Below are 25,447 nucleotides of genomic sequence, written 5' to 3'. Positions count from 1 at the left end.
CCCGGGCACTCCGCCACCTCCCTCAGCCGTGTCCTTTTGTCACTCCTGTGAGCAATATTCGAGGTCAAGTTCTACTTTCGGGGGGATTGCGAGGGCTGTGACCCGGCTGCTTGACTGTGGCCCCGCTACTCCTGAGTAGAACGTGGGTCGCGGGAGGTCTCGCCGGGGGTGGAAAGCGGCGGCGCTCCGTATCGGCGGGAACACAGGGCGCAGTCCGGTGATCGCGGCCGCCGCGCATCCGCCGGGACTCGGGGAAAGGGGACGGGGCAGGCCCGATCAGTTCTGTGGTCATTCTCTTCGGTTTCCGCCCTTCGGACCCGGCGCCGCTGCGGTGCCGTTGCCGGGCATAAAGCAATCCCACTCCGACCCGGAAAGTGCCGCTTGATGTCGTCCACCGAGTTCGTTCCGCTCTCCGCCGCTCAGCAGAGCGTCTGGTACGCGCAGCAACTGGCGCCGGAAACGCCGATCCAGCTCGCCCAGTACATCGAGATCGAGGGCCCGCTCGACCACGGGCTGTTCGACCGGGTGGCGCGAATCGCCGCGCACGAGGCGCTCGCGATGAACGTCCGGCTGGTGGAACGGAACGGAATCGCGTACCAGATCCTGGACCCCGAGGCGACCGCGACCGTTCCGCTGGTGGACCTCAGCGCCGAACCCGACCCGCGCGCCGCCGCGCGGGCGCGCGTCCGCGCCCGGATGGCCGAGCCCCTCCCGCTGGACGCCGACCACCTGTACGTCACCGAGCTGCTGCGGCTCGCGCCCGGCCTGCACTGGTGGTTCATCCGCGCGCACCACACGATCCAGGACGCCTACAGCGGCTCGATCGTGGCCCGCCGCGCCGCCGAGGTGTACACCGTGCTCGCGACCGGCGGCGAGTACGTCCCCGCCGAGCTGGGCGACTACCGCCGCGTCCTCGCCGAGGAGGAGGCCCACCGGTCCTCGGAGAAGTTCGAGCGGGACCGGGCGTACTGGACGGAGCGCTTCGCCGACCGTCCCGTCGCGGTGAGCCTGTCGGACGGCACGGCCGAGCCCACCGCGGACTACCTGACCCGCGTCGCGATGATCCCGCCGGACGAGGCCGCCGGGCTGGCCGCGGGGCGCGCCGGCTGCGCACCGCGACGCCGGGCCTCGCGATCGCCGCGACCGCCGCCTACGTCGCCCGGATGACCGGCACCGACGACGTCGTCCTCGGCCTCGCCGTCAGCGGGCGCACCAGCCGGGTCGCGCTCGAGACCCCCGCGATGCTCGCGTCGATCCTCCCGCTGCGCGTCGCCGTCACCCCGGACATGACGGTCGAGCGGCTCGTCCGCACCGCGACCCGCGCCGCCGCCCGCGCCCTGCGGCACCAGCGCTACCGGCGCGAGGACCTGCTGCGCGACCTGCGCCTGCTCGGCGAGCGGCGCCGCCTGTACGGGCCGGTCATCAACGTCATGCCGTTCGACTACCGCATCGACTTCGCGGGCCTGCCCGCGCGGATGCACGCCATCACCACGGGCCCCATCGACGACCTGTCGATCAACATCTACGACAACTCCGACGGCACCGGGATGCGCGTCGACTTCGACGCCCACCCCGACCTCTACACCGAGGCCGGGGTCGCGGCCCACCAGGACCGCTACATCCGGTTCCTGCGCGCCCTCGGCGACGCGGACCCCGCGACGCCGCTCCGCGACGTCGCGCTCCTCGACGACGCCGAACGCGGGCTCGTCCTGCACGAGTGGAACGACACGTCCGCCCCCGTCGCCCCGGCGACCGTGCCCGGCCTGGTGGAGGCGCAGGCCGCGCGGACGCCCGGTGCGAGGGCCCTCACGTGCGGTGCTGCCGCCCTCACGTACGCGGAGCTGAACGCGCGGGCGAACCGGCTGGCGAGGCACCTGATCGCGCGCGGCGTCGGCCCCGAGGACTTCGTGGCGCTGGCGCTGCCGCGCGGCGCCGACCTGGTCGTCTCGGCTTTGGCGGTGCTGAAGGCGGGTGCCGCCTATCAGCCGATCGACCTGGCCTACCCGGCCGACCGCATCGCCTACATGCTTGCCGACGCGAACCCCGCCGCCGTCATCACCACGGCCGCCGCGCACCTTCCCGGCGTCGCCGCACCGGCGGAACCCGCCCGATCGGGACCGGACGTCGAACCATCCGACTCCCACGGGCCCGGCTCCCACGGGCTCGGCTCCCACGGGCCCGGCGCGGACGGGTTCGGCGCGGACGGGTTCGGCTCCCGAAGGCCCGGCCCCCACGGGCCCGGCCCCCACGGGCTCGGCCCCTACGGGCCCGGCGCGGATGGGTTCGGCGCGGACGGGCCCGGCGCGGACGGGCCCGGCCCCCACGGGTTCGGCGCGGACGGGTTCGGCGCGGGCGCGGCGATCGGTTCGGGTACCGGCTCGGGGGCCGGCGGCGTGCCGCGCGTCGAGCTCGACGCCCTCGACCTCGACGGCCCGTCCGGCGCGGACGTCACCGACGCCGAGCGGGTGCGGCCGCTGCGGCCGGAGAACGCCGCGTACGTGATCTACACGTCCGGTTCGACCGGGCGGCCCAAGGGCGTCGTCGTCTCGCACGCGAACGTCGCCGACCTGTGCGCGTGGGCGGGCCGGGAGTACGGGCCCGAGCGGCTCGCGCGGGTGCTGTTCTCGACGTCGCTGAACTTCGACGTGTCGGTGTTCGAGTGGCTCGTCCCGCTCACCTGCGGCGGCGAGATCGAGGTCGTCCGCGACCTGCTCGAGGTCGCCGAGCGCGGCGGCTGGTCGGGGTCGCTGATCAGCGGCGTCCCGTCGGCGGTCGCGGCGCTGCTCGGGACCGGGCGGCTCGACCTGCGGGCGGGCGACGTCGTGCTGGCGGGCGAGGCGCTCCCGGCGCAGCTCGTCCGGGACCTGCGCGCCCTGCTGCCGGACGCCCGCGTCTCGAACGTCTACGGGCCCACCGAGGCGACCGTCTACGCCGCGGCGTGGCACGACGACGGGAACCCCGCCGGGCACGCGCCGATCGGCGGGCCGGTCGCCAACACCCGCGCGTACGTGCTGGACGCGGCGCTCGGCCCGGTGCCGCCGGGCGTCCCCGGCGAGCTGTACCTGGCGGGGGAGGGCCTGGCGCGCGGCTACCTGCACCGCCCGGACCTGACCGCCGACCGGTTCGTCGCGTGCCCGTTCGGCGACCGTCCGGGCGCCCGCATGTACCGGACGGGCGACCTCGTGCGCTGGACCGACGCGGGGGAGATCGAGTACCTCGGGCGGCTCGACCACCAGGTCAAGGTGCGCGGCTTCCGCATCGAGCTCGGCGAGATCGAGACCGCGCTCGACGCGCACGGGTCGGTGTCGCAGAGCGTGGTGGTGGCGCGCCGCGACGCCGCCGGGGACACCGTCCTCGTCGGCTACGTGGTCGGTGACGGCCCCGACCCGGCGGCGCTGCGCGAGTTCGCCGCGCGGACGCTGCCGGAGTACATGGTCCCGGCGGCGATCGTCGTGCTGGACGCGATGCCGCTGAACCCGAACGGCAAGCTGGACCGCGCCGCCCTCCCCGAGCCGGACTTCGCCGCGCCCGCCGCCGGACGCGCGCCGCGCGACGCCCGCGAGGAGGCGCTGTGCGCGGTGTTCGCCGGCGTGCTCGGCGTCGAGCGGGTCGGGATCGACGACGACTTCTTCGACCTCGGCGGCGACTCGCTCAAGGCGACGCGGGTCGCGTCCCGGGCCCGCGCCGTCCTGGGCGCGGACGTGCAGGTCCGCGCGGTGTTCGAGGCGCCGACCGTCGCGGAGCTCGCGGCCCGGCTCGGCGGCGACGGCGCGGGGGAGGCGCGCCCGGCGCTCGTCCCGGCGGAGCGGCCCGACCCGCTGCCCGTCTCGTACGCGCAGCGCCGGCTGTGGTTCATCCACGACCTCGAGGGCCCGTCCCCGACCTACCACATCCCGATCCCGCTGCGGCTGCGCGGCGCCCTGGACCTGGCCGCCGTCCGCGCCGCGACCCGCGACATGCTGGGCCGCCACGAGTCCCTGCGCACGGTGTTCACCGAGATCGGCGGCGAGCCCCACCAGCGCGTCCTGCCGCCGGACGAGGCCGCCGCGGACCCGATCGTCGCCGACTGCGCCCCGGACGGCCTGGACGCGGCTGTGTTCGCCGCCGCGACCCGGGGCTTCGACCTCGCCGCCGAGCCGCCGGTGCGCGTGCACGTGTTCCGCGTGGCCCCGGACGACCACCTGCTGCTGCTCGTCCTGCACCACATCGCGGGGGACGGCTGGTCGATGGAGCCGCTCGCCCGCGACCTCGTCACCGCCTACGCGGCCCGCGCCGAGGGGCGGGAGCCCGGCTGGGCGCCGCTGCCCGTCCAGTACGCCGACTATGCCCTCTGGCAGCGCGCCGTGCTCGGCGACGAGGACGACCCCGGCAGCCTGATCTCGCGCCGCCTCGCGCACTGGCGGGACGCCCTGGCCGGTCTCCCCGAGGAACTGGGCCTCCCCGCCGACCACCCCCGCCCGGCCCGCGCGTCCGGCCGGGGCGCGCAGCACGCGTTCACGCTGCCGCCCGAGCTGCACGCGTCGCTGCTCGCGCTCGCCCGCGAGCACGGCGCGAGCCTGTTCATGGTGCTGCAGGCCGCGCTCGCCGGGCTGTTCACCCGGCTCGGCGCCGGGACGGACGTGCCGATCGGCTCGCCGGTCGCGGGCCGGACGGACGAGGCGCTCGACGACCTCGTCGGTGTGTTCGTCAACACGCTCGTGCTGCGCACCGACACCTCCGGCGACCCGGCCTTCGCCGAGCTGCTCGGCCGCGTCCGCGACACCGACCTCGCGGCGTTCGCGCACCAGGACGTCCCGTTCGAGCGGCTCGTCGAGGTGCTGAACCCGGCCCGGTCGATGGCCCGGCACCCGCTGTTCCAGGTCATGATCTCGATGCAGAACGACCCGTCGGCGCGGGTCGAGCTGCCGGGCCTGACGGTCGAGCTGGAGCCGGTCGACCCGGGCGTGTCCCGCTTCGACCTGGCGCTGCTGGTGGACGAGCGCCGCGACGCGTCCGGCGCGCCCGCCGGGATCGGCTGCCGCCTGGAATACGCGCTCGACCTGTTCGAGCCAGCGACGGCGCGGGCGATGGCCGCGCGCCTCGAACGCCTCCTCGCGCAGGTCGCGGCGGCCCCGGACCGTCCGCTGTCGGCCGTCGACCTGCTCGACGGCGCCGAGCGCACCCTGCTGCTGGACGAGTGGAACGACACCGGCGTCGTCGTCGAACCGTGCGTCGTTCCCGACCTGGTGGAGGCGCAGGCGGCCCGGACGCCCGGTGCGAGGGCCGTGGTCGCGGGTCCGTCCCGGCTCACCTACGCGGAGCTGAACGCGCGGGCGAACCGGCTGGCGAGGCACCTGATCGCGCGCGGCGTCGGCCCCGAGGACTTCGTGGCGCTGGCGCTGCCGCGCGGCGCCGACCTGGTCGTCTCGGCTTTGGCGGTGCTGAAGGCGGGTGCCGCCTATCAGCCGATCGACCTGGCCTACCCGGCCGACCGCATCGCCTACATGCTGGCCGACGCGAACCCCGCCGCCGTCATCACCACGACCGCCGCGCACCTCCCCGGCGTCGCCCCACCGCAGGAACACGTGCATGTCGGGCCGGACGCCGAAACATCCGGCGCCGAGGCTCCGGCCTCGCCCGCCCGCGCGGCCGCCGGCCGGGGAGCGGCGGGGACTCGCACGGGACCGGACGCCGGCACGCCCGGCACCGCCGACCGGTCCGGCGGCGTTCCGCGAGTCGAGATCGACGCCCTCGACCTCGACGGCGCGGACGGCGCGGACGTCACCGACGCGGAGCGCGTCCGGCCCCTCCATCCCGCCCACCCCGCGTACGTGATCTACACCTCCGGTTCCACCGGGCGCCCCAAGGGCGTCGTGATCTCGCACGCGAACGTCGTCGACTTCTGCGCCGAGTCGTGGGACTCCTACGGCTGCGACCGCATGTCCCGCGTGCTGTTCTCGACGTCGCTGAACTTCGACGTGTCGGTGTTCGAGTGGCTCGTCCCGCTCACCTGCGGCGGCGAGATCGAGGTCGTCCGCGACCTGCTCGAGGTCGCCGAGCGCGGCGGCTGGTCCGGGTCGCTGATCAGCGGCGTCCCGTCGGCGGTTGCGGCGCTGCTGGCGCGCGGCGGCCTGCGGCTGGGGGCGGGCGACATCGCGCTCGGCGGCGAGGCGCTGCCGCCGCAGCTCGTCCGGGACGTCCGGGCGCTGCTGCCGGACGCCCGGATCTCCAACATCTACGGCCCCACCGAGGCGACGATCTTCGTCACCGGCTGGTACGACGACGGCAACGCCCGGGGCAACGCGCCGATCGGCCGCCCGATGGCCAACACCCGCGCCTACGTGCTGGACGAGCGGCTGCGCCCCGTCCCCGTCGGGACGCCCGGCGAGCTGTACGTCGCGGGGGACGGGCTCGCCCGCGGCTACCTGCACCGCCCGGAGCTCACCGCCGACCGGTTCGTCGCGTGCCCGTTCGGCGACCGTCCGGGCGCGCGCATGTACCGGACGGGCGACCTGGTCCGCTGGAACCGCGACGGCCACATCGAGTACCTCGGGCGGCTCGACCACCAGGTGAAGGTGCGGGGCTTCCGGATCGAGCTGGGCGAGATCGAGGCGGCCCTCGCCGCGCATCCGGCCGTGTCGCAGAGCGTGGTGGTGGCGCGCCGCGACGCCGCCGGGGACACCGTCCTGGCCGGGTACGTGGTCGGTGACGGCCCCGACCCGGCGGCGCTGCGCGAGTTCGCCGCGCGGACGCTGCCGGAGTACATGGTCCCGGCGGCGATCGTCGTGCTGGACGCGATGCCGCTGAACCCGAACGGCAAGCTCGACCGCGCCGCCCTCCCCGAGCCGGACTTCGCCGCCGCCGCGACCGCGCGCGGCCCCCGCGACGCCCGCGAGGAGATCCTCTGCGGGATCTTCGCGGACGTGCTGGGGCTGCCCCGCGTCGGCATCGACGACGGGTTCTTCGACCTCGGCGGCGACTCCCTCAAGGCCACCCGCGTCGTCGCCCGCGCCCGCGCCGCGCTGAACGCCGAACTGCCCGTCCGGGCCCTGTTCGAGACCCCGACGGTCGCGGGCCTCGCCGCGCACGCGGCGTCCGCCGCCGCGACCGGCCCGGTGCGCCCGCCGCTGCGCGCCGCCGCCGAGCGCCCGGACCCGCTCCCGGTCTCGCCCGCGCAGGAGCGCCTCTGGTTCCTCAACCGGCTCGAGGGCCGCACCGCCACCTACAACATGCCGATCCCGCTGCGGCTCACCGGCGCGATCGACGTCGCGGCGATGCGGGCCGCGCTCGCCGACGTCGTCGCCCGGCACGAGCCGCTGCGCACCCTGTTCGCCGACGCCGACGGCGAACCGCACCAGCGCGTCCTCCCGGCGGGCGCGGCCGACGTGCCGTTCACCGTCGCGGACGCCGACCCCGCCGACCTGCACGGCGCCCTGTTCATGGACGCGGCGCGCGGGTTCGACCTCGCCGCCGAGCCGCCCCTGCGCGCCCACCTGTACCGGCTCGGCGCCACCGGCGGGCAGGACGAGCACCTGCTGATGCTCGTCCTGCACCACATCGCGGGGGACGGCTGGTCGATGGCGCCGCTCGCCCGCGACGTCATCACCGCCTACCTGGCGCGCCGCGACGGACGCGCCCCCGACTGGGCGCCGCTGCCCGTCCAGTACGCCGACTACGCGCTCTGGCAGCGGGAGCTGTTCGGCTCCGAGGACGACTCCGGCAGCCTGATCTCCCGGCAGCTCGCGTACTGGACGGACGCGCTCGCGGGGCTGCCCGACCAGATCCCGCTGCCGCACGACCGGCCCCGTCCCGAGCGCGCCTCCTACCGGGGCGGGCAGGTCCCGTTCGAACTGCCCGCCGACCTCGCCGAGGGGCTGCGCGCCCTCGCCCGCGACCACCAGGTCAGCGTGTTCATGGTGCTGCAGGCCGCGCTCGCCGCGCTGCTCACCCGCCTCGGCGGCGGCACCGACGTGCCGATCGGCTCGCCGGTGGCGGGCCGGACGGACGAGGCGCTCGACGACCTCGTCGGCGTGTTCGTCAACACGCTCGTCTTCCGCACCGACACCTCCGGCGACCCGGCCTTCGCCGAGTTGCTCGGCCGCGTCCGCGACACCGGCCTCGCCGCGCACGCGCACGCCGACGTCCCGTTCGAGCGGCTCGTCGAGGTGCTGAACCCGCCCCGGTCGCTGGCCCGGCACCCGCTGTTCCAGGTGATGCTGACCCTGCAGAACAACCCGGAGGCGTCGGTCGAGCTGCCCGGCCTGGCCGTCGCCGTCGAACCCGTCGACGCCGGCGTCGCCAAGTTCGACCTCGAGTTCCTGCTGGAGGAGTCGCGGGACGGCACCGGCGCCCTCGCCGGGACGGTCGAGTACGCCCTCGACCTGTTCGACCGCGAGACCGTCGAGCGGCTCGCCGGCTGGTTCCGCCGCGTCCTCGAGACGGCCGTCGAGACGGGCGCCGCCGTCACCGTCACCGGCCTCGACCTGCCCGGCGCGCCCGCCATGCCCACCCCCGAACCTGTCGAGGAGCGGACGGACAAGCGGCTCGTCGCCTACGTCGTCGCCGCCCCCGGCGAGAACCCCGACCCCGAGGAGCTGCGCGCCCACATGCGCGCGCACCTGCCCGAGTCGATGGTGCCCGCCGCCGTCGTCGTCCTCGACGCGATGCCGCTCACCCCGAACGGCAAGGTCGACACCAAGGCGCTGCCGCGACCCGAACTCACCGCGCCCGCCCCGGCCGCCGGGGCCGCGTACCGGGCGCCGTCCGGGCCGCGCGAGGAGGCCGTCGCCGCCGTCTTCGCCGACCTGCTCGGCGTCCCCGCAGGCCGGATCGGCGCCGACGACGACTTCTTCGCCCTCGGCGGCAACTCGCTCATCGCGATGCGGGTCGTCAGCCGCGTCCGCCGCGCCTTCGACGCCGAGATCCCCGTCCGGGCCCTGTTCGAGGCCCCGACCGTCGCGGGCCTCGCCGCCCTCCTCGACTCCGCCCTCCTCGACTCCGGGGCGGGCGCCGCCCGTCCGGCGCTGGAACCCCGCGACCGCCCGGACGCCGTCCCGCTCTCCTACGCGCAGCAGCGGCTGTGGTTCCTCGGCCGGTTCGAGGGCCCGTCGGCGACGTACAACATGCCGACCGCCCTGCGCATCCGCGGCCCCCTCGACGTCGAGGCCGTCCGCGCCGCCGTCGGCGACCTCGTCGCCCGGCACGAGACGCTCCGCACGATCCTCCCGGACCACGGCGGCGTCCCCCGCCAGGTCGTCCTCGACCCGGCCGCCGCGCGCCCCGAACTGGAGATCACCGGCACCACCGAGGCCGAACTCCCGATGCGGCTCGCGACGGCCGCCGGGTACGCGTTCGACATCTCCGCCGAACCGCCGCTGCGCACCCACCTGTTCCGGATCGCCCCGGACGAGCACGTCGCGCTGCTGCTCATGCACCACCTCGGCGGCGACGGCTGGTCGATGGCCCCGCTCGCCCGCGACTTCATCGCCGCGTACGCGTCCCGTGCGGAGGGGCGTGCGCCGGACTGGGCGCCGCTGCCCGTCCAGTACGCGGACTACACCCTCTGGCAGCAGGAGCTGTTCGGTTCCGAGGACGATCCGGACAGCCTGATCTCGCGGCAGATCGCCTACTGGCGGGAGGCCCTCGACGGGCTCCCCGACGAGCTGCCGATTCCGACCGACCGACCGCGCCCCACCGAGGCGTCCCACCGCGGCGCGACCGCCCGGTTCCGGCTCGGCGCCGGCGTCCTCGACGGCCTGCGGCGCGTCGCCGCCGAGACCGGCGCGAGCCCGTTCATGGTCGCCCAGGCCGCCTTCGCCGGGCTGCTCACCCGGCTCGGCGCCGGGACGGACGTGCCGATCGGGTCCCCGATCGCGGGCCGGACGGACGAGGCGCTCGACGACCTCGTCGGCATGTTCGTCAACATGCTCGTCTTCCGCACCGACACCTCCGGCGACCCGACCTTCCGGGAACTCGTCGCGCGGGTGAAGGACGCCGACCTCGCCGCGTACGCGCACCAGGACGTCCCGTTCGAGCGGCTCGTCGAGGTGCTGAACCCGCCGCGCCACCTCGGCCGGCATCCCCTGTTCCAGATCGGCCTCACCTTCCAGAACAACCCCGAGGCCCGCCTCGAACTCGACGGTTTCGGCGCCGAACTCGAACCCCTGCACGCCGGCGTCGCCCGCTTCGACCTGCTCATGATCCTCACCGAGCGGGCGGACGGCCTCGACGGCGAACTCGAGTACGCCCTCGACCTGTTCGACCACGGCACCGCCGAACGTCTCATCGCGCGCTTCGAGCGGTACCTCGGCGACCTGCTCGCCGAACCCGACGCGTCCATCGGCGCCCCGGACGTCCTCACCGAGGACGAGCGCGCCGCCGTCCTCGGGGATCGGGCGGCCGCGACCGGGCCCGGCCGTCCCGTGGACCGCACCACGATCCCGGCGCTGTTCGAGGCGCGTGCGGCGGAGCGTCCGGATGCGGTGGCGGTGGTGTCGGGGGTGTGTCGTGGTCGTTCGGTGAGGTGAATGCGCGGGCGAACCGTTTGGCGCGGCGGTTGGTGGAGTTTGGGGTGGGTCCGGAGCGGTTCGTGGCTCTGGCTCTGCCGCGTTCGGCCGATCTGGTGGTGGCGGTGCTGGCGGTGTTGAAGGCGGGTGGGGCGTATGTGCCGGTCGATCCGGATTATCCGGCCGATCGGATCGCCTACATGCTCGAGGACGCCCGTCCGGTCCTGACGATCCGCGCCGACGACGCCGGCGACGCCGGTGTGCGTGGGGACGGCGGGCCCGGTGGTGTCGGTCGGGACGGCGCGGCGGTGTTGACGATCACTTCGGGGGACGCGGACGCGCCGGGGTATGACGATGCGAATCTCGGTGTGGTGGTGTCCCCGGATAATCCGGCGTATGTGATTTATACGTCGGGTTCGACGGGGCGGCCGAAGGGTGTGGTGGTTCCGCATCAGAATGTGGTGCGGTTGCTGCGGTCGACCGAGGAGTGGTTCGGGTTCGGTCCGGATGATGTGTGGACGTTGTTCCACTCCTACGCGTTCGACTTCTCGGTATGGGAACTCTGGGGCTCGCTGCTGTACGGCGGTCGGCTCGTCGTCGTCCCGTACTCGACGTCCCGTTCGCCTGCCGATTTCCTCGAGCTTCTCGAGGACGAGCGTGTGACCGTCCTGAACCAGACGCCGTCGGCGTTCTACCAGTTGATGGCGGCCGACAAGGAGAACCCGAACCACGACCTGTCGGCTCTGCGGTACGTGGTGTTCGGTGGTGAGGCGCTCGAACTCGGGCGTCTGGACGACTGGTACTCGCGGCATCGGGAGGACGCTCCGACGCTGGTGAACATGTACGGGATCACCGAAACGACGGTGCACGTCTCGTACGTGGCGCTGGATCGGGTGTACGCGGCGACCGCGCCCGGCAGCGTGATCGGGACCGGGATCCCCGACCTGCGCGTCTACGTCCTGGACGACCGGCTGCGTCCCGTCCCGCCGGGTGTGATCGGCGAGATGTACGTCGCCGGGCCGGGCCTCGCGCGGGGTTATCTGAACCGTCCGGGCCTGTCGGCGGAGCGGTTCGTGGCGGACCCGCACGGCGAGCCGGGCTCGCGGATGTACCGGACGGGCGACCTGGGGCGCTGGCGCCGCGACGGTTCGCTCGAATACCTCGGCCGGGCGGACCAGCAGGTTCAGTTGCGCGGCTTCCGGATCGAGCCGGGCGAGATCGAGGCCGCTCTGACCCGCCACGACGACGTCCGGGACGCCGCGGTGATTGTTCGGGACGATCGGCTGGTCGCCTATGTGGTCGGTGGTGGTGTGGATTCGGGTGAGTTGCGGCGGTTCGTCGGTCGTGCTCTGCCCGAGTACATGGTTCCGGCGGTGGTGGTGGAGCTGGAGGCGCTGCCGCTGACGGTGAACGGCAAGCTGGACCGCAAGGCGCTCCCGGCCCCCGATTTCTCCGCCGAGGTGTCCTCTCGGACCCCCTCCACGCCCGAGGAGGAGGTCCTCGCCCGCCTGTTCGCCGAGGTCCTGAACCTGGAGCGGGTCGGGGTGGACGACGGGTTCTTCGATCTGGGCGGGGATTCGATCATCGCGATCCAGCTGGTTTCCCGGGCCCGTCAGAACGGTCTGGTGGTGAGTCCTCGCGAGGTGTTCCAGCACCAGACGGTCGAGGAGCTCGCCGCCGCGGCCCGCCCGGTCGGGGAGGACGAGCGGGTCGAGGCCGAACCGCCCGGGGCCGGGATCGGGCCCGTGCCCGTCACGCCGATCGTCGGGTGGCTGCGCGAGCGCGTGGACGGCGACGCGTCGCGCATCGCCGGGTTCCACCAGTCGATGCTGCTCCGCACGCCGCCCGCCCTCGGCGTCGGGCGGCTGGCGGAGGCGCTCGGCACGCTGGTCGACCACCACGACGTCCTCCGCCTCCGCCTCGACGTGGACGAGGACGGTGCGGGCGGCTGGCAGCCGGTGGTGCGGCAGCCGGGTTCGGTGGACGCCGCCGCGTTCGTCACCCGGGTCGACATCGCGGGGCTGGACGACGACAAGCGCGCCGCGCTGCTCGCCGAGCAGGCGGCGGCCGCCCGCGACCGGCTCGATCCCCGGGACGGGACCGTCGCCCAGCTCGTCTGGTTCGACGCGGGCGACGAGCAGGGGCGCCTCCTCGTCGTCCTGCACCACCTGGTCGTGGACGGCGTGTCGTGGCGGATCCTGCTGCCCGACCTCGTCACCGCGTGGGCCGGGGGAGAGCTGCAGCCGGTCGGGACGTCGTTCCGCCGGTGGGCGCAGAAGCTCACCGCCGCCGCGCCCGGCGAGGACGCGCTCGAGGACTGGCTCGACATCGTGGACGGCCCGCCGCAGCGGATCGCGGCCCGCGACCTCGACCCGCGCGTGGACATCGCGGCCCGCGCCCGGCACACGACCCTCGACCTGCCCGCCGAGGTCACGGGCCCGCTGCTCACCGACGTCCCGGCCGCGTGGAACGCCCGCGCGAACGACGTCCTGCTCGCGGGGCTCGCCCTCGCGGTCGCGCAGTGGCGGCGGCACCGGCCCGGCGGCGGGCGCGGCACCGACGTGCTGATCGACCTGGAGGGGCACGGGCGCGACGCCGCGGTGCCGGGCGCGGACGTGTCCCGGACGGCCGGCTGGTTCACCTCGATCCATCCCGTGCGCATCGACGCCGGACCGGCCGACTGGACGCGGGTCCGGTCCGGCGGGCCGGACGTCGCGACGGCCGTCAAGAAGGTGAAGGAGCAGCTCAGGGCCGTTCCGGACGCGCCGCAGTTCGGCCTGCTGCGCTACACCGGCCCGGACGGGGAGGCCGCGGCGGAGCTGGCCGAGGCGCCCCGCGCGCAGATCGCGTTCAACTACCTCGGGCGGGTCGCGCCCGGCGGTGACGAGGACTGGGCGCTCGCGCCGGAGGAGCCGCCCGCGGGCGAGGACCCGCGGATGCCGATGGCGCACGCCCTGGAGGTCAACGCGGTCACCCGCGACCTCCCGGACGGCCCCGTCCTGTCCGCCGCCTGGACCTGGCCGGGCGAGCTGCTGGACGGCGACGACGTGCGGGAGCTCGCGGACGCGTGGTTCACCGCGCTGCGCGGCATCGTCGCCCACGTCACCGCCGCCGCGGCCGGCGACGTCGCCGCGCCGGTCGGCGGGTTCACCCCGTCCGACCTGCTCGTGGACCTCGACCAGAGTGAGATCGACACGTTGCAGAACGCCTGGAGGAACCAGCATTGACCCGGGGGGACCTCGAAGACATCCTGCCGCTGTCGCCGTTGCAGCAGGGGTTCTTCTTCCACGCCCTGTTCGACGCCGACGACACCGACGTCTACACGGCCCAGTTCGTCCTCGACCTGGAGGGCCCGCTGGACGTCCCGGCGCTGCGGGCGGCGGCCGGGACGCTGCTGCGCCGCCACTCGAACCTGCGGGCCGCGTTCTGGCACGAGGACCTGTCGCGGCCGGTGCAGGTGATCCCGCGCACGGTCGAGCCGCCGTGGGAGGAGGTCGCGGCGGCGGACGCGGGCGAGGCCGACGCGGTCGTCGCGCGGGAGCGGGCGCGCGGGTTCGACATGACCGCGCCGCCGCTGCTGCGGTTCGTCCTGGTCCGGATGGGGCCGGAGCGGTTCCGGCTCGTCTTCACCAACCACCACATCCTGCTGGACGGCTGGTCGACGCCGATCCTCGCGACCGAGCTGTTCATGCTGTACATGCAGGGCGGTGGCGACGCCGGGTTCCCGCGCGTCACGCCGTACAAGAACTACCTCGCGTGGCTCGCGCAGCAGGACCGCGCCGCCGCCGAGGACGCCTGGCGCCGCGCCCTCGACGGCCTCGACGGCCCGTGCCTGGTCGCGCCCGAGGCCGCCGCCCGCGCGCCCCGCCCGCCCGAGCGCACGATCACCGAACTGGACCGGCGGACGACGCGGCGCCTCACCCGCGCGGCACGCCGCCACAACGTCACGCTCAGCACCGTCCTGCAGGGCGCATGGGGGCTGGTCCTCGGCCGGTTCCTCGGCTCCCGCGACGTCGTGTTCGGCGCGACCGTGTCCGGCCGCCCGCCCGAGCTGCCCGGCATCGAGCAGATGATCGGGCTGTTCATCAACACGCTGCCGATCCGCGTCAGGTTCCGGCAGGACGAACCGCTCGCCGCGCTCCTCGAACGGCTGCAGGCCGAGCAGACCGACCTGCTCGCCCACCACCACCTCGGCCTCACCGACGTGCAGCGGGCCGCCGGGCAGGGCGGCGCCCTGTTCGACACGATGACGGTCCTGGAGAACTACCCGTTCGACCCCGCGTCGATGGAGGGTTCGCTCAACGGGGTCCGGATCGCCGCCGCCGACTCCTACGACGCGACGCACTTCCCGCTGTCGTTCGTCGCCGCCCCGGGCGAGGAGCTGTCGCTGCGGCTGCACTTCCGGCCCGACGTGTTCGAGCGGGACGCCGTCGAGGCGCTGCTCGCGCGCGTCCGCCGGGTCCTGGAGGCGTTCGCCGACGACTCGTCCCGCCCCGTCGGCGCGCTCGACCTCGCGGGCGACGGCGAGCGGGCCGCGCTCGCCGCGCGGAACGACACGGCCGCCGACCTCCCCGCCGGGACGCTCCCCGACCTGTTCGAGGCGCGGGCCGCCCGCACCCCGGACGACGTCGCGCTCGTCTGCGGCGACGCGTCCCTGACCTACGCGGAACTGAACGACCGAGCGAACCGCCTCGCCCGCGACCTCGTCGCGCGGGGCGTCGGCCCCGAGGACCGCGTCGCGCTCGTCCTGCCCCGCACCCCGGACGTGGTCGTCGCGATCCTCGCCGTCCACAAGGCGGGCGCCGCGTACGTGCCGGTCGACCCGGAGTACCCGGCCGACCGCGTCGCCTACATCCTGGACGACTGCGCGCCCGCCGTCACGATCACCGCCGCCGACGTCCCGGCCGGGGGCGACGGGCTCGGGAACCCGGACCGGTCCCTGCTCGGCGCGAACGCCGCCTACGTGATCTACACCTCGGGTTCGACCGGCCGCCCCAAGGGCGTGACCGTCACCCACACCGCCGTCCTCAACTACTACGAGGCGCACCGCGACCGGTTCATCGACCCCGCGGCCGAGGCGGCGGGCGGGCGCCGGATGCGGTTCGCGCACCTCGCGTCGTTCTCGTTCGACACGTCGTGGATGGGCCTGCTCTGGATGATGCACGGCCACGAGCTCCACCTCATCGACGACGACACCCGCCGCGACGTCGAGGCCTACACCCGGTACGCGGCGCGCGCGCGGATCGACCTCGTCAACACGACCCCGTCGCACTTCGCGTCCTTGCGCGACGCGGGCCTGCTGGACGACGACGGGCGGCACCGCCCGTCGCAGCTCCTCCTCGGCGGCGAGGCCGTCGGGGACGCGCTCTGGTCCGGGTTGCGCGCCCTCGCGCCCGCCGTCACCGCCCGCAACTTCTACGGGCCGACCGAGTCGACGATCGACACGATGAACCAGGTCGTCGCCGGCACCGAACGGCCGTCGATCGGGGGCCCGCAGCGCGGCACCCGCGCCTACGTGCTGGACTCCGCCCTGCAGCCGGTCCCCGCCGGAGTCCCCGGCGAGCTGTACCTGGCGGGCGTCCAGCTCGCCCGCGGCTACCTCGGCCGCCCCGCGCTGACCGGCGAACGGTTCGTCGCCGACCCGTTCGGTGCGCCCGGCGACCGCATGTACCGCACCGGCGACCTCGCCCGGTGGCGGCCCGACGGCACCCTCGACTACCTCGGCCGCGCCGACGACCAGGTCAAGATCCGCGGGTACCGGGTCGAGCCCGGCGAGATCGAGTCCGTCCTGGCCGGGTTCGAGGGCGTCGCGCAGGCCGCCGTCGTCGTCCGCGACGGGCGCCTCGCCGCCTATGTCGCCCCCGCCGACCTGGACGTCGCCGCGCTGCGCGGGCACGCCGCCGCACGGCTGCCCGAGCATATGATGCCGTCCTTCACGACCCTCGACGCGCTCCCGCTCACCGTGAACGGCAAGCTCGACCGGGCCGCGCTGCCCGCCCCCGGAGGCACCGCCGCGGCGGACCGCCGCGCCCCCCGCACCCCGCAGGAGGAGATCATCGGCGGCCTGTTCGCCGAGATCCTCGGCGCGCCCCGCGTCGGCCCGGACGACTCGTTCTTCGACCTCGGCGGCGACTCGCTCACCGCCACCCGCCTCGCCGGCCGGATCCGTTCCGCGCTCGGCGCCGAACTCCCCGTCCGGGCGCTGTTCGAGGCCCCGACCGTCGCCGGGATCGCGGCCCGCCTCGCGGGCGCGGCCCGCGACGTCCGGCCCGCCCTGCGGCCCGCCGGACGGCCCGACGTCGTCCCGCTCTCGCCCGCCCAGCAGCGGCTCTGGTTCCTCAACCGGTTCCAGGGCGCCGGGGCGCTGTTCAACCTGCCGATCGCGCTCCGCCTCGAGGGCGATCTCGACCTCGGCGCGCTGCGCGCCGCGCTCGCCGACGTCGCCGCCCGGCACGAGTCGCTCCGCACGATCTTCCCGGACGGGTCCGGCACCGCCCGCCAGCTCGTCCTCGACCCGGCCGCCGCGCGGCCCCGCCTGGACGTGACCCCCGCCGACGAGGCCGCGCTGCCCGCCGCGCTCGCCGCGGCCGCCGGGCATGGCTTCGACCTCTCCGTCGAACCGCCGCTGCGGGCCCGGCTGTTCGCGCTCGGCGGCGGCACGCACGTCCTGATGCTCGTCCTGCACCACATCGCGGCCGACGGCTGGTCGATGGCCCCGCTCGCCCGCGACGTCATCACCGCGTACGCGTCCCGTGCGGAGGGGCGTGCGCCGGACTGGGCGCCGCTGCCCGTCCAGTACGCGGACTACACCCTCTGGCAGCGGGAGCTGTTCGGTTCCGAGGACGATCCGGACAGCCTGATCTCGCGGCAGATCGCCTACTGGCGGGAGGCCCTCGACGGCCTGCCCGACGAGCTGCCGCTCCCCGCCGACCGTCCCCGCCCCGCCGAGGCGTCCTACCGGGGCGCGACCCACGCCTTCGAGCTCGACGCCGAACTCCACGCCGGACTCCACGCCCTCGCCCGCCGGCACGGCGCCAGCCTGTTCATGGTGATGCAGGCCGCCTACGCGGCGCTGCTCACCCGGCTCGGCGCCGGGACGGACGTGCCGATCGGGTCCCCGATCGCGGGCCGGACGGACGAGGCGCTCGACGACCTCGTCGGCATGTTCGTCAACATGCTCGTCCTGCGCACCGACACCTCCGGCGACCCGACCTTCCGGGAACTCGTCGCGCGGGTGAAGGAGACCGACCTCGCCGCGTACGCGCACCAGGACGTCCCGTTCGAGCGGCTCGTCGAGATCCTCAACCCCGCTCGCTCGATGGCCCGGCACCCGCTGTTCCAGGCCGTCCTGTCCTTCCAGAACAACCCCGAGGCCCGCCTCGAGCTCGACGGCCTCACCGGCGGCGCCGAACCCCTACCGTCCGGTGTCGCGAAGTACGACCTCTCGCTTTACCTGCAGGAACGGCACGGCGACGAGGGCGCGCCCGGCGGCATCGAGGCCGCGCTGGAGTATGCCCTCGACCTGTTCGACCCCGCCACCGCCGTCTCGATCGCCGACCGGTTCGAGCGTCTCGTCCGCGCACTCGTCGCCGACCCCGACGCCCCGATTGGCGCCGCCGAGATCCTCGGCCGCGCCGAGCGCCGCACCATCCTGCGCGAATGGGCCGGAGGCCGGGCGCCCGAGGCGGGGCGGACGACGATCCCGGCGCTGTTCGAGGCGCGTGCGGCGGAGCGTCCGGGTGCGGTGGCGGTGGTGTCGGGGGGTGTGTCGTGGTCGTTCGGTGAGGTGAACGCGCGGGCGAACCGTTTGGCGCGGCGGTTGGTGGAGTGCGGGGTGGGTCCGGAGCGGTTCGTGGCTCTGGCTCTGCCGCGTTCGGCCGATCTGGTGGTGGCGGTGCTGGCGGTGTTGAAGGCGGGCGGGGCGTATGTGCCGGTCGATCCGGATTATCCGGCCGATCGGATCGCGTACATGCTCGAGGACGCCCGTCCGGTCCTGACGATCCGCGCCGAGGGTGCCGGCGAGGCCGGTGTGCCTGTCGAAGGGGTGCCTGTGGAAGGGGTGCCCGGTGGTGTCGGTCGAGACGGCACCGCGGCTTCCGGCGGGCATGCGTGCCCGTCCGGGGCGGCGGTGCTGACGATCCGGCAAGGGGACGCGGACGCGCCGGGGTATGACGATGCGAATCTCGGTGTGGTGGTGTCTCCGGATAACCCGGCGTATGTGATTTATACGTCGGGTTCGACGGGGCGGCCGAAGGGTGTGGTGGTTCCGCATCGGAACGTGGTGCGGTTGCTGCGGTCGACCGAGGAGTGGTTCGGGTTCGGTCCGGATGATGTGTGGACGTTGTTCCACTCCTACGCGTTCGACTTCTCGGTGTGGGAGTTGTGGGGCTCGCTCCTTTACGGGGGCCGTCTGGTCGTCGTCCCGTACATGACCTCCCGGTCGCCGCAGGACTTCCTGCAGTTGCTGGAGGACGAGCGTGTGACCGTCCTGAACCAGACGCCGTCGGCGTTCTACCAGTTGATGGCGGCCGACAAGGAGAACCCGAACCACGACCTGTCGGCTCTGCGGTATGTGGTGTTCGGTGGTGAGGCGCTCGAACTCGGGCGTCTGGACGACTGGTACTCCCGGCATCGGGAGGACGCTCCGACGCTGGTGAACATGTACGGGATCACCGAGACGACGGTGCACGTTTCGTACGTGGCGCTGGATCGGGTGTACGCGGCGACCGCGCCCGGCAGCGTGATCGGGACCGGGATCCCCGACCTGCGCGTCTACGTCCTGGACGACCGGCTGCGTCCCGTTCCGCCGGGTGTGATCGGCGAGATGTACGTCGCCGGGCCGGGCCTCGCGCGGGGTTATCTGAACCGTCCGGGCCTGTCGGCGGAGCGGTTCGTGGCGGACCCGCACGGCGAGCCGGGCGCCCGGATGTACCGGACGGGCGACCTGGGGCGCTGGCGCCGCGACGGTTCGCTCGAATACCTCGGCCGGGCGGACCAGCAGGTTCAGTTGCGCGGCTTCCGGATCGAGCCGGGCGAGATCGAGGCCGCTCTGACCCGCCACGACGACGTCCGGGACGCCGCGGTGGTCGTTCGGGACGACCGGCTGGTCGCCTATGTGGTGGGTGATGGCCCGGACCCGTCCGAGTTGCGGCGGTTCGTGAGTGGTGGCCTGCCCGAGTACATGGTTCCGGCGGTGGTGGTGGAGCTGGAGGCGCTGCCGCTGACGGTGAACGGCAAGCTGGACCGCAAGGCGCTCCCGGCTCCCGATTTCTCGGTGCAGGTGTCGTCGCGTACCCCGTCCACGCGTGAGGAGGAGGTTCTCGCGCGGCTGTTCGCCGAGGTGCTGGGCTTGGAGCGGGTCGGGGTGGACGACGGGTTCTTCGATCTGGGCGGGGATTCGATCATCGCGATCCAGCTCGTGTCGCGGGCCCGTCAGGACGGTCTGGTGGTGAGTCCTCGCGAGGTGTTCCAGCACCAGACGGTCGAGGAGCTCGCCGCCGCGGCCCGTCCGGTCGGGGAGGACGAGCGGGTCGAGGCCGAACCGCCCGGCGCGGGCGTCGGGCAGGTCCCGGCGACCCCGATCATGCGCTGGTTCGGGGAACTGGACGGCCCGGTCGCCGGCTACAGCCAGCGCATGCTGCTGCGGGTGCCGCCGTCCCTCGACGTCGCGGGACTGACCGGGGCGCTGCGGACGGTCATCGACCACCACGACATGCTCCGCCTCCGCGTGCACGACGGCGAGTTCGAGGTCGCCGAGCCGGGGACGGTCGACGCGGCGCCGCTCGTCCGCCGCGTGGACGTGACCGGACGGGACGGCGCGGCGCTGCGAGCGGTCCTCGCGGCCGAGGCCCGCGCCGCCCGCCGCGAGCTCGACCCCGCGACCGGGGCGATGGTGCGGCTCGTGTGGTTCGACGCGGGCCCGGAGCGCTCGGGCCGCCTCCTGGTCACCCTCCACCACCTGGTCGTGGACGGCGTGTCGTGGCGGATCCTGCTGCCCGACCTCGTCACCGCGTGGGCCGGGGGGACGCTCGATCCCGTCCCGACGTCGTTCCGGCGGTGGGCGCAGCGGCTCGCCGCCGAGGCGTCCGATCCGGGCCGCGCCGCCGAGCTGCCGCTGTGGGAGGACGTCCTCGCGACGCCCGACCCGCTGCTCGGCGCGCGTCCGCTCGACCCGGCCGCCGACACGTTCGGCACCGCCCGGCACCACACGGTGAGCCTGCCCGCCGACGTCACCGGGCCGCTGCTCGCCGACGTCCCCGCCGCGTTCCACGGCCGGGCGAACGACGTGCTGCTGACCGGGCTCGCGCTGGCCCTCGCCGAGTGGCGGCGGGACCGGGGCGTGACGGACGAGACGGCGGTGCTCGTCGACCTGGAGGGGCACGGCCGCGAGGAGATCGTCCCGGGCGTGGACCTGTCGCGGACGGTGGGCTGGTTCACCTCGATCTTCCCGGTGCGGCTCGACGCGGGGTGGGTGGAGCCGACGGACGTCCGCGAGGGCGGCCAGGCGGTCGGGACCGCGCTGAAGCGGGTGAAGGAGCAGCTCCGGGAGATCCCCGACAACGGCATCGGGCACGGCCTGCTGCGGTACCTGAACCCGGCGGCGGCCGGGACACTCGCCGGGCGCCCGCACCCGCAGGTCGCGTTCAACTACCTCGGCCGGTCCGCCGCGCCGGAGGCCGCCGACTGGGGCCCGGCGGGGCAGGCGGAGTCGGACGCCCTGGGCGGCGGGCAGGACGACGCGCTCGCGCTCGTCCACGCCGTCGAGGTGAACGCCCACACCCGGGACCTGCCGGACGGGCCCGAGCTGACGGCCACCTGGACCTACGCGGCGAACGTGTTCGACGACGCCGCGATCGCCGATCTCGCCGGGCGCTGGACGGCGGCGCTGCGCGGTCTCGTCGCGCACGTCGTGGACGGCGCCGCCGACGGCCCCGTCGGCGGGTTCACGCCGTCCGACCTGTCGCTGGTCGACGTGGGCCAGGACGAGATCGACGAGCTCGCCGCCGAGCTCGACGGCGAATGGGAGGACGATTGAGCAAGTCGCAACTCGAGGACATCCTCCCGCTGTCCCCGCTCCAGCAGGGGCTCTTCTTCCACGCGCTGTACGACTCGGACCACGACGTCTACACGGCGCAGATCGTGTTCGACCTGCGCGGTCCGCTGGACGCGGACGCGCTGCGGGCCGCAGCCGCGACGCTGCTGCGCCGCCACGCGAACCTGCGGGCCGGGTTCCGGCAGCGCAAGGAGGGGTCGCCGGTGCAGGTCGTGCACCGCGCGGTCAAGCTGCCCTGGCGGGACGCCGACCTGTCGGACCTGCCCGCGGACGAGCGGGAGGCCGCGGCGAAGCGGCTCGCGGACGGCGAGCGGACCCGGCCGTTCGACATGGCGAAGCCGCCGCTGCTGCGGTTCCTGCTGATCCGGCTGGGCGACGGCCAGCACCGGATGGTGTTCACGAACCATCACATCCTGCTCGACGGCTGGTCCACGCCCGTCCTGCAGACCGAGCTGTTCGCGCTCTACCTGGCGAAGGGCGACGACACCGGCATGCCGCGCGTCGCCCCGTACAAGAACTACCTCGCGTGGCTCGCGCAGCAGGACCGGGCCGCCGCCGAGGACGCCTGGAGCCGCGCCCTCGAGGGGTTCACCGAGCCCGCGCTCGTCGCGCCCGGCGCGCCCGAGCCCGGCGCGCAGGCCCCCGGGCGGGTCCGCTCGCGCCTCAGCGAGGACCTCACCGCCGCGCTCGGCGCGCGAGCCCGCGCGCAGGGCGTCACCCTCAACACCGTCCTGCAGCTCGCGTGGGGCGTCCTGCTCGGCCGCCTGACCGGGAGCACGGACGTCGTGTTCGGCGCCGCCGTCTCCGGGCGGCCTCCCGAACTGCAGGGCGTCGAGCAGATGATCGGGCTGTTCATCAACACGCTGCCGATCCGGGTGCGGGTCCGCCCCGGCGACACGGTGGCGGGCGCGCTGACGCGGCTGCAGGACGAGCAGGCCGCGCTGATGCCGCACCACCACCTGGGGCTCGCGGACATCCAGCGGCTCGCGGGCGGCGGCGCGCTGTTCGACACGATGACGGTCCTGGAGAACTACCCGTTCGACCCGGACGCCGCGGGCACCGACCTCGGCGGCCTCTCCCTGCACGACGTGGACGGGCACGACGCCAGCCACTACCCGCTGACCTTCGCCGCCGTGCCCGGACGGGGGCTCTCGCTGCGGATCGACCACCGCGCCGACCTGTTCACCCGCGACGACGCCGAACGCCTGATGCGGCGGTTCGTCCGGATCCTCGACGCGGTCGCGCACCGCCCCGACCTGCCGCTCGGCCTGATCGACGTGCTCGACGACGACGAACGCGCGCTCGTCCTGCGCGACTGGCAGGGGCCGCGCACCGGCCGCGCCGCCCGCACGGTCACCGGCGCGTTCGCCGCACGGCTCGCCCGCACCCCCGACGCCGTCGCCGTCCGGACGCCGCACACCGGGGAGTCGCTCACCTACGCCGAACTGGACGAGCGCGCGAACCGGCTCGCGCACCGGCTCATCGACCTCGGGGTGGGGCGGGACGTGCCGGTCGCCGTGCTGCTGGAGCGGTCCGCCGACATCGCCGTCGCGTCGCTGGCGATCCTGAAGGCGGGCGGGGCGTACGCGCCGATCCACCACGGGTACCCGGCGGAGCGCACCGCGTGGGCCGTCGCCGAGGTCGCCGCGCCCGTCCTCGTCGTGAACGCGCCGATGCGCGGGCGCGTCGCGGACCTGGAGACGTCCGCGCACGTCCTGGACCTCGACGACGATCCCGGCATCGCCGCGCGGCCCGGCACCGACCCGGGCGTCGCGTGCCACCCCGAGCAGCTCGCGTGCGTGCTGTTCACGTCCGGTTCGACGGGCGTGCCGAAGGGCGTGATGCTCCGGCACCGCGACGCCGTCGACCTCGCCACCGACGGGCGACTCCGCGGCGGGGCCCACGACCGCGTGCTCGTCCACTCGCCGCACGCGTTCGACGCGTCGCTCTACGAGCTGTGGACGCCGCTGCTGCACGGCGGCACCGCCGTCGTCGCGCCCCCCGGCCACCTCGACGGCGCGGCCCTCGAACGGCTCGCCGAGACGGGCGACCTCACCGGCCTGTTCCTCACCACCACCCTGTTCAACCTGGTCGCGGACGAGCGCCCGCACGCGTTCGGGCGGCTCCGCGAGGTGCTCACCGGCGGCGAGGCCGGATCACCGGCCGCGATCCGCAAGGTCCTCGCGGCGTGCCCGGACACCGAGGTCGGCAACGTGTACGGGCCGACCGAGGCGACCACGTACACGACCGTCACCGGGCTGCGCGGACCGCTCGCCGACCCCGCCGAGACGTCCGCCGTGCTGGGCCGCCCCATCGACGACATGCGCGTGTACGTCCTGGACGCGGGCCTGCGGCCGGTGCCGCCCGGCGTGGTGGGGGAGGCCTACATCGCGGGTGCCGGGCTCGGCCGCGGCTACCTGCGGCGCCCGGCCCTGACCGCGGAGCGCTACGTCGCCGACCCCTACGGCGCCCCCGGCGACCGCATGTACCGGACGGGCGACCTGGTGCGGTGGCGGCCCGGCGGCACCCTGGAGTACGTCGACCGCGCCGACTTCCAGGTGAAGGTGCGGGGCTTCCGCATCGAGCTCGGCGAGGTCGAGGCCGCGGTCGCCGCGCATCCCGGCGTCGCCAACGTCGCCGTCGTCGCCCGCGAGGACGCGCCCGGCGTGAAGTCGCTCGTCGCCTACGTCATCGCCCCCGGCATGCCGGTCCAGGGCGGGGACGGGACGGACGGCCTGCGGCGGTTCGTCGCCGGGCGGCTGCCCGAGTACATGGTGCCCGCCGCGTTCGTCCGGCTCGACACGTTCCCCGTCGGGCCCAACGGCAAGCTGGACCGGCGCGCCCTGCCCGCCCCCGACTACGCCGAGGCCGCCGCCGGCCGCGCCCCGCGCACCCCGAGGAGGAGCGGCTCGCGGAGATCGTCGCGGGCGTCCTCGGCCTCGACCGGGTCGGCGCGGACGTCAGCTTCTTCGACCTCGGCGGCGACAGCATCACCGCGCTGAAGCTCGTCACCCGCGCCCGGCAGGCCGGGATCGAGCTGACCCCGCGCGAGGTGTTCACGCACCAGACCGTCGAGGCCCTCACCCGCGTCGGCGACCCGCGGGACCGCCTCGGCTTCGAGGTCCTGCTCCCCATCCGCACGTCCGGGACGCGCCCGCCGGTGTTCTTCGTGCACCCGGCGGGCGGCCTCGCCTGGGGATACCTCCAGTTCCAGCGGCACCTCGGCCCCGACCAGCCGGTGTACGGGCTGCAGGCGCGCGCGTTCACGCGGGCCGAACTGCCCGCGTCCGTCGCGGAGATGGCCGGCGACTACCTCGAGCAGATCCGCGCCGTCCGCCCGTCCGGCCCGTACCACCTGGTGGGCTGGTCGCTCGGCGGGCTCGTCGCCTACGAGATGGCCGTCCGGCTCCAGGAGGCGGGCGAGGAGGTCGGGATGCTCGCCCTCATCGACGCCTACCACGGGCAGGACCTCGAGTCCGAGCGCCGCGAGATCCTCCCCGAGCTGCTCCAGGCCATCGGCATCGACGCCGGGATGATCGCGGCCGACGGCAACCCCGACATGGCGGCGATCACGGCGGTGCTCGCCGAGCGCGGCGACGCCCTCGCCACCCTCGGCGAGGACGACCTCGTCAACGTCTACCGCAACTACGAGAACGGCCTGCGGCACGCCGAGGAGTACCGGCCCGGCCGGTACCGGGGCGACATCGTGTTCTTCACCGCGCTGCGCGGCCGCACCGCCGGATCGCCCACCGGACCGGCGAACTGGGGCCCGCTCGTCGACGGCGGCATCGTGGACCACCCGCTCGACGTCGACCACCACCTGCTGATGGAGCCCGGCCCGGCCGCCGAGATCGGCGCCGTGCTCGCCGCCACGCTCGGCAAGTTCCGCAGCGAAACCGGAAAGGGATGA

The 25,447-nt window shown here is 74.7% G+C and carries 6 protein-coding genes; all 6 read left to right on the top strand.

The genetic code is table 11. The features are described 5' to 3' along the window. The first annotated feature begins 384 nt into the window (after positions 1–384). Genes F7P10_RS04545 through F7P10_RS43915 form a run of 6 tightly spaced genes read left to right on the top strand, consistent with a single transcriptional unit; the run spans position 385 to position 25,447 of the window. Positions 385–1,167, top strand: coding sequence for a condensation domain-containing protein (locus F7P10_RS04545; RefSeq protein ID WP_151008211.1), 783 nt, complete (start codon positions 385–387; stop codon positions 1,165–1,167). Continuing rightward, positions 1,164–10,505, top strand: a complete 9,342-nt coding sequence (locus F7P10_RS45300; RefSeq protein ID WP_218040376.1) for a non-ribosomal peptide synthetase — start codon at positions 1,164–1,166, stop codon at positions 10,503–10,505. The genes F7P10_RS04545 and F7P10_RS45300 overlap by 4 nt, the downstream gene beginning before the upstream one ends. Further along, entirely contained in the window at positions 10,481–13,711 is a 3,231-nt protein-coding gene (locus F7P10_RS45295) for an amino acid adenylation domain-containing protein (protein WP_368077454.1), read from the top strand. Before F7P10_RS45300 ends, F7P10_RS45295 begins: the two co-directional genes overlap by 25 nt. After that, positions 13,708–21,519 carry a non-ribosomal peptide synthetase gene (locus F7P10_RS04525; protein WP_151008210.1) on the top strand — a complete coding sequence of 2,604 codons (7,812 nt, stop codon included), beginning with the start codon at positions 13,708–13,710 and terminating at the stop codon, positions 21,517–21,519. The genes F7P10_RS45295 and F7P10_RS04525 overlap by 4 nt, the downstream gene beginning before the upstream one ends. Further along, the gene (locus F7P10_RS04520; protein ID WP_254716388.1) at positions 21,516–24,539 is read left to right on the top strand and encodes an amino acid adenylation domain-containing protein; all 3,024 of its coding nucleotides are present in this window, start codon (positions 21,516–21,518) and stop codon (positions 24,537–24,539) included. Before F7P10_RS04525 ends, F7P10_RS04520 begins: the two co-directional genes overlap by 4 nt. Continuing rightward, complete coding sequence (locus F7P10_RS43915; protein ID WP_254716724.1) at positions 24,455–25,447, top strand: thioesterase domain-containing protein; 993 nt, start codon at positions 24,455–24,457, stop codon at positions 25,445–25,447. Before F7P10_RS04520 ends, F7P10_RS43915 begins: the two co-directional genes overlap by 85 nt.

It is taken from the genome of Actinomadura sp. WMMB 499 (assembly GCF_008824145.1).
Lineage (GTDB): Bacteria > Actinomycetota > Actinomycetes > Streptosporangiales > Streptosporangiaceae > Spirillospora.
Note: the sequence above shows the minus strand (reverse complement) of the source record. Positions and strands in the feature narration are given on the sequence as shown.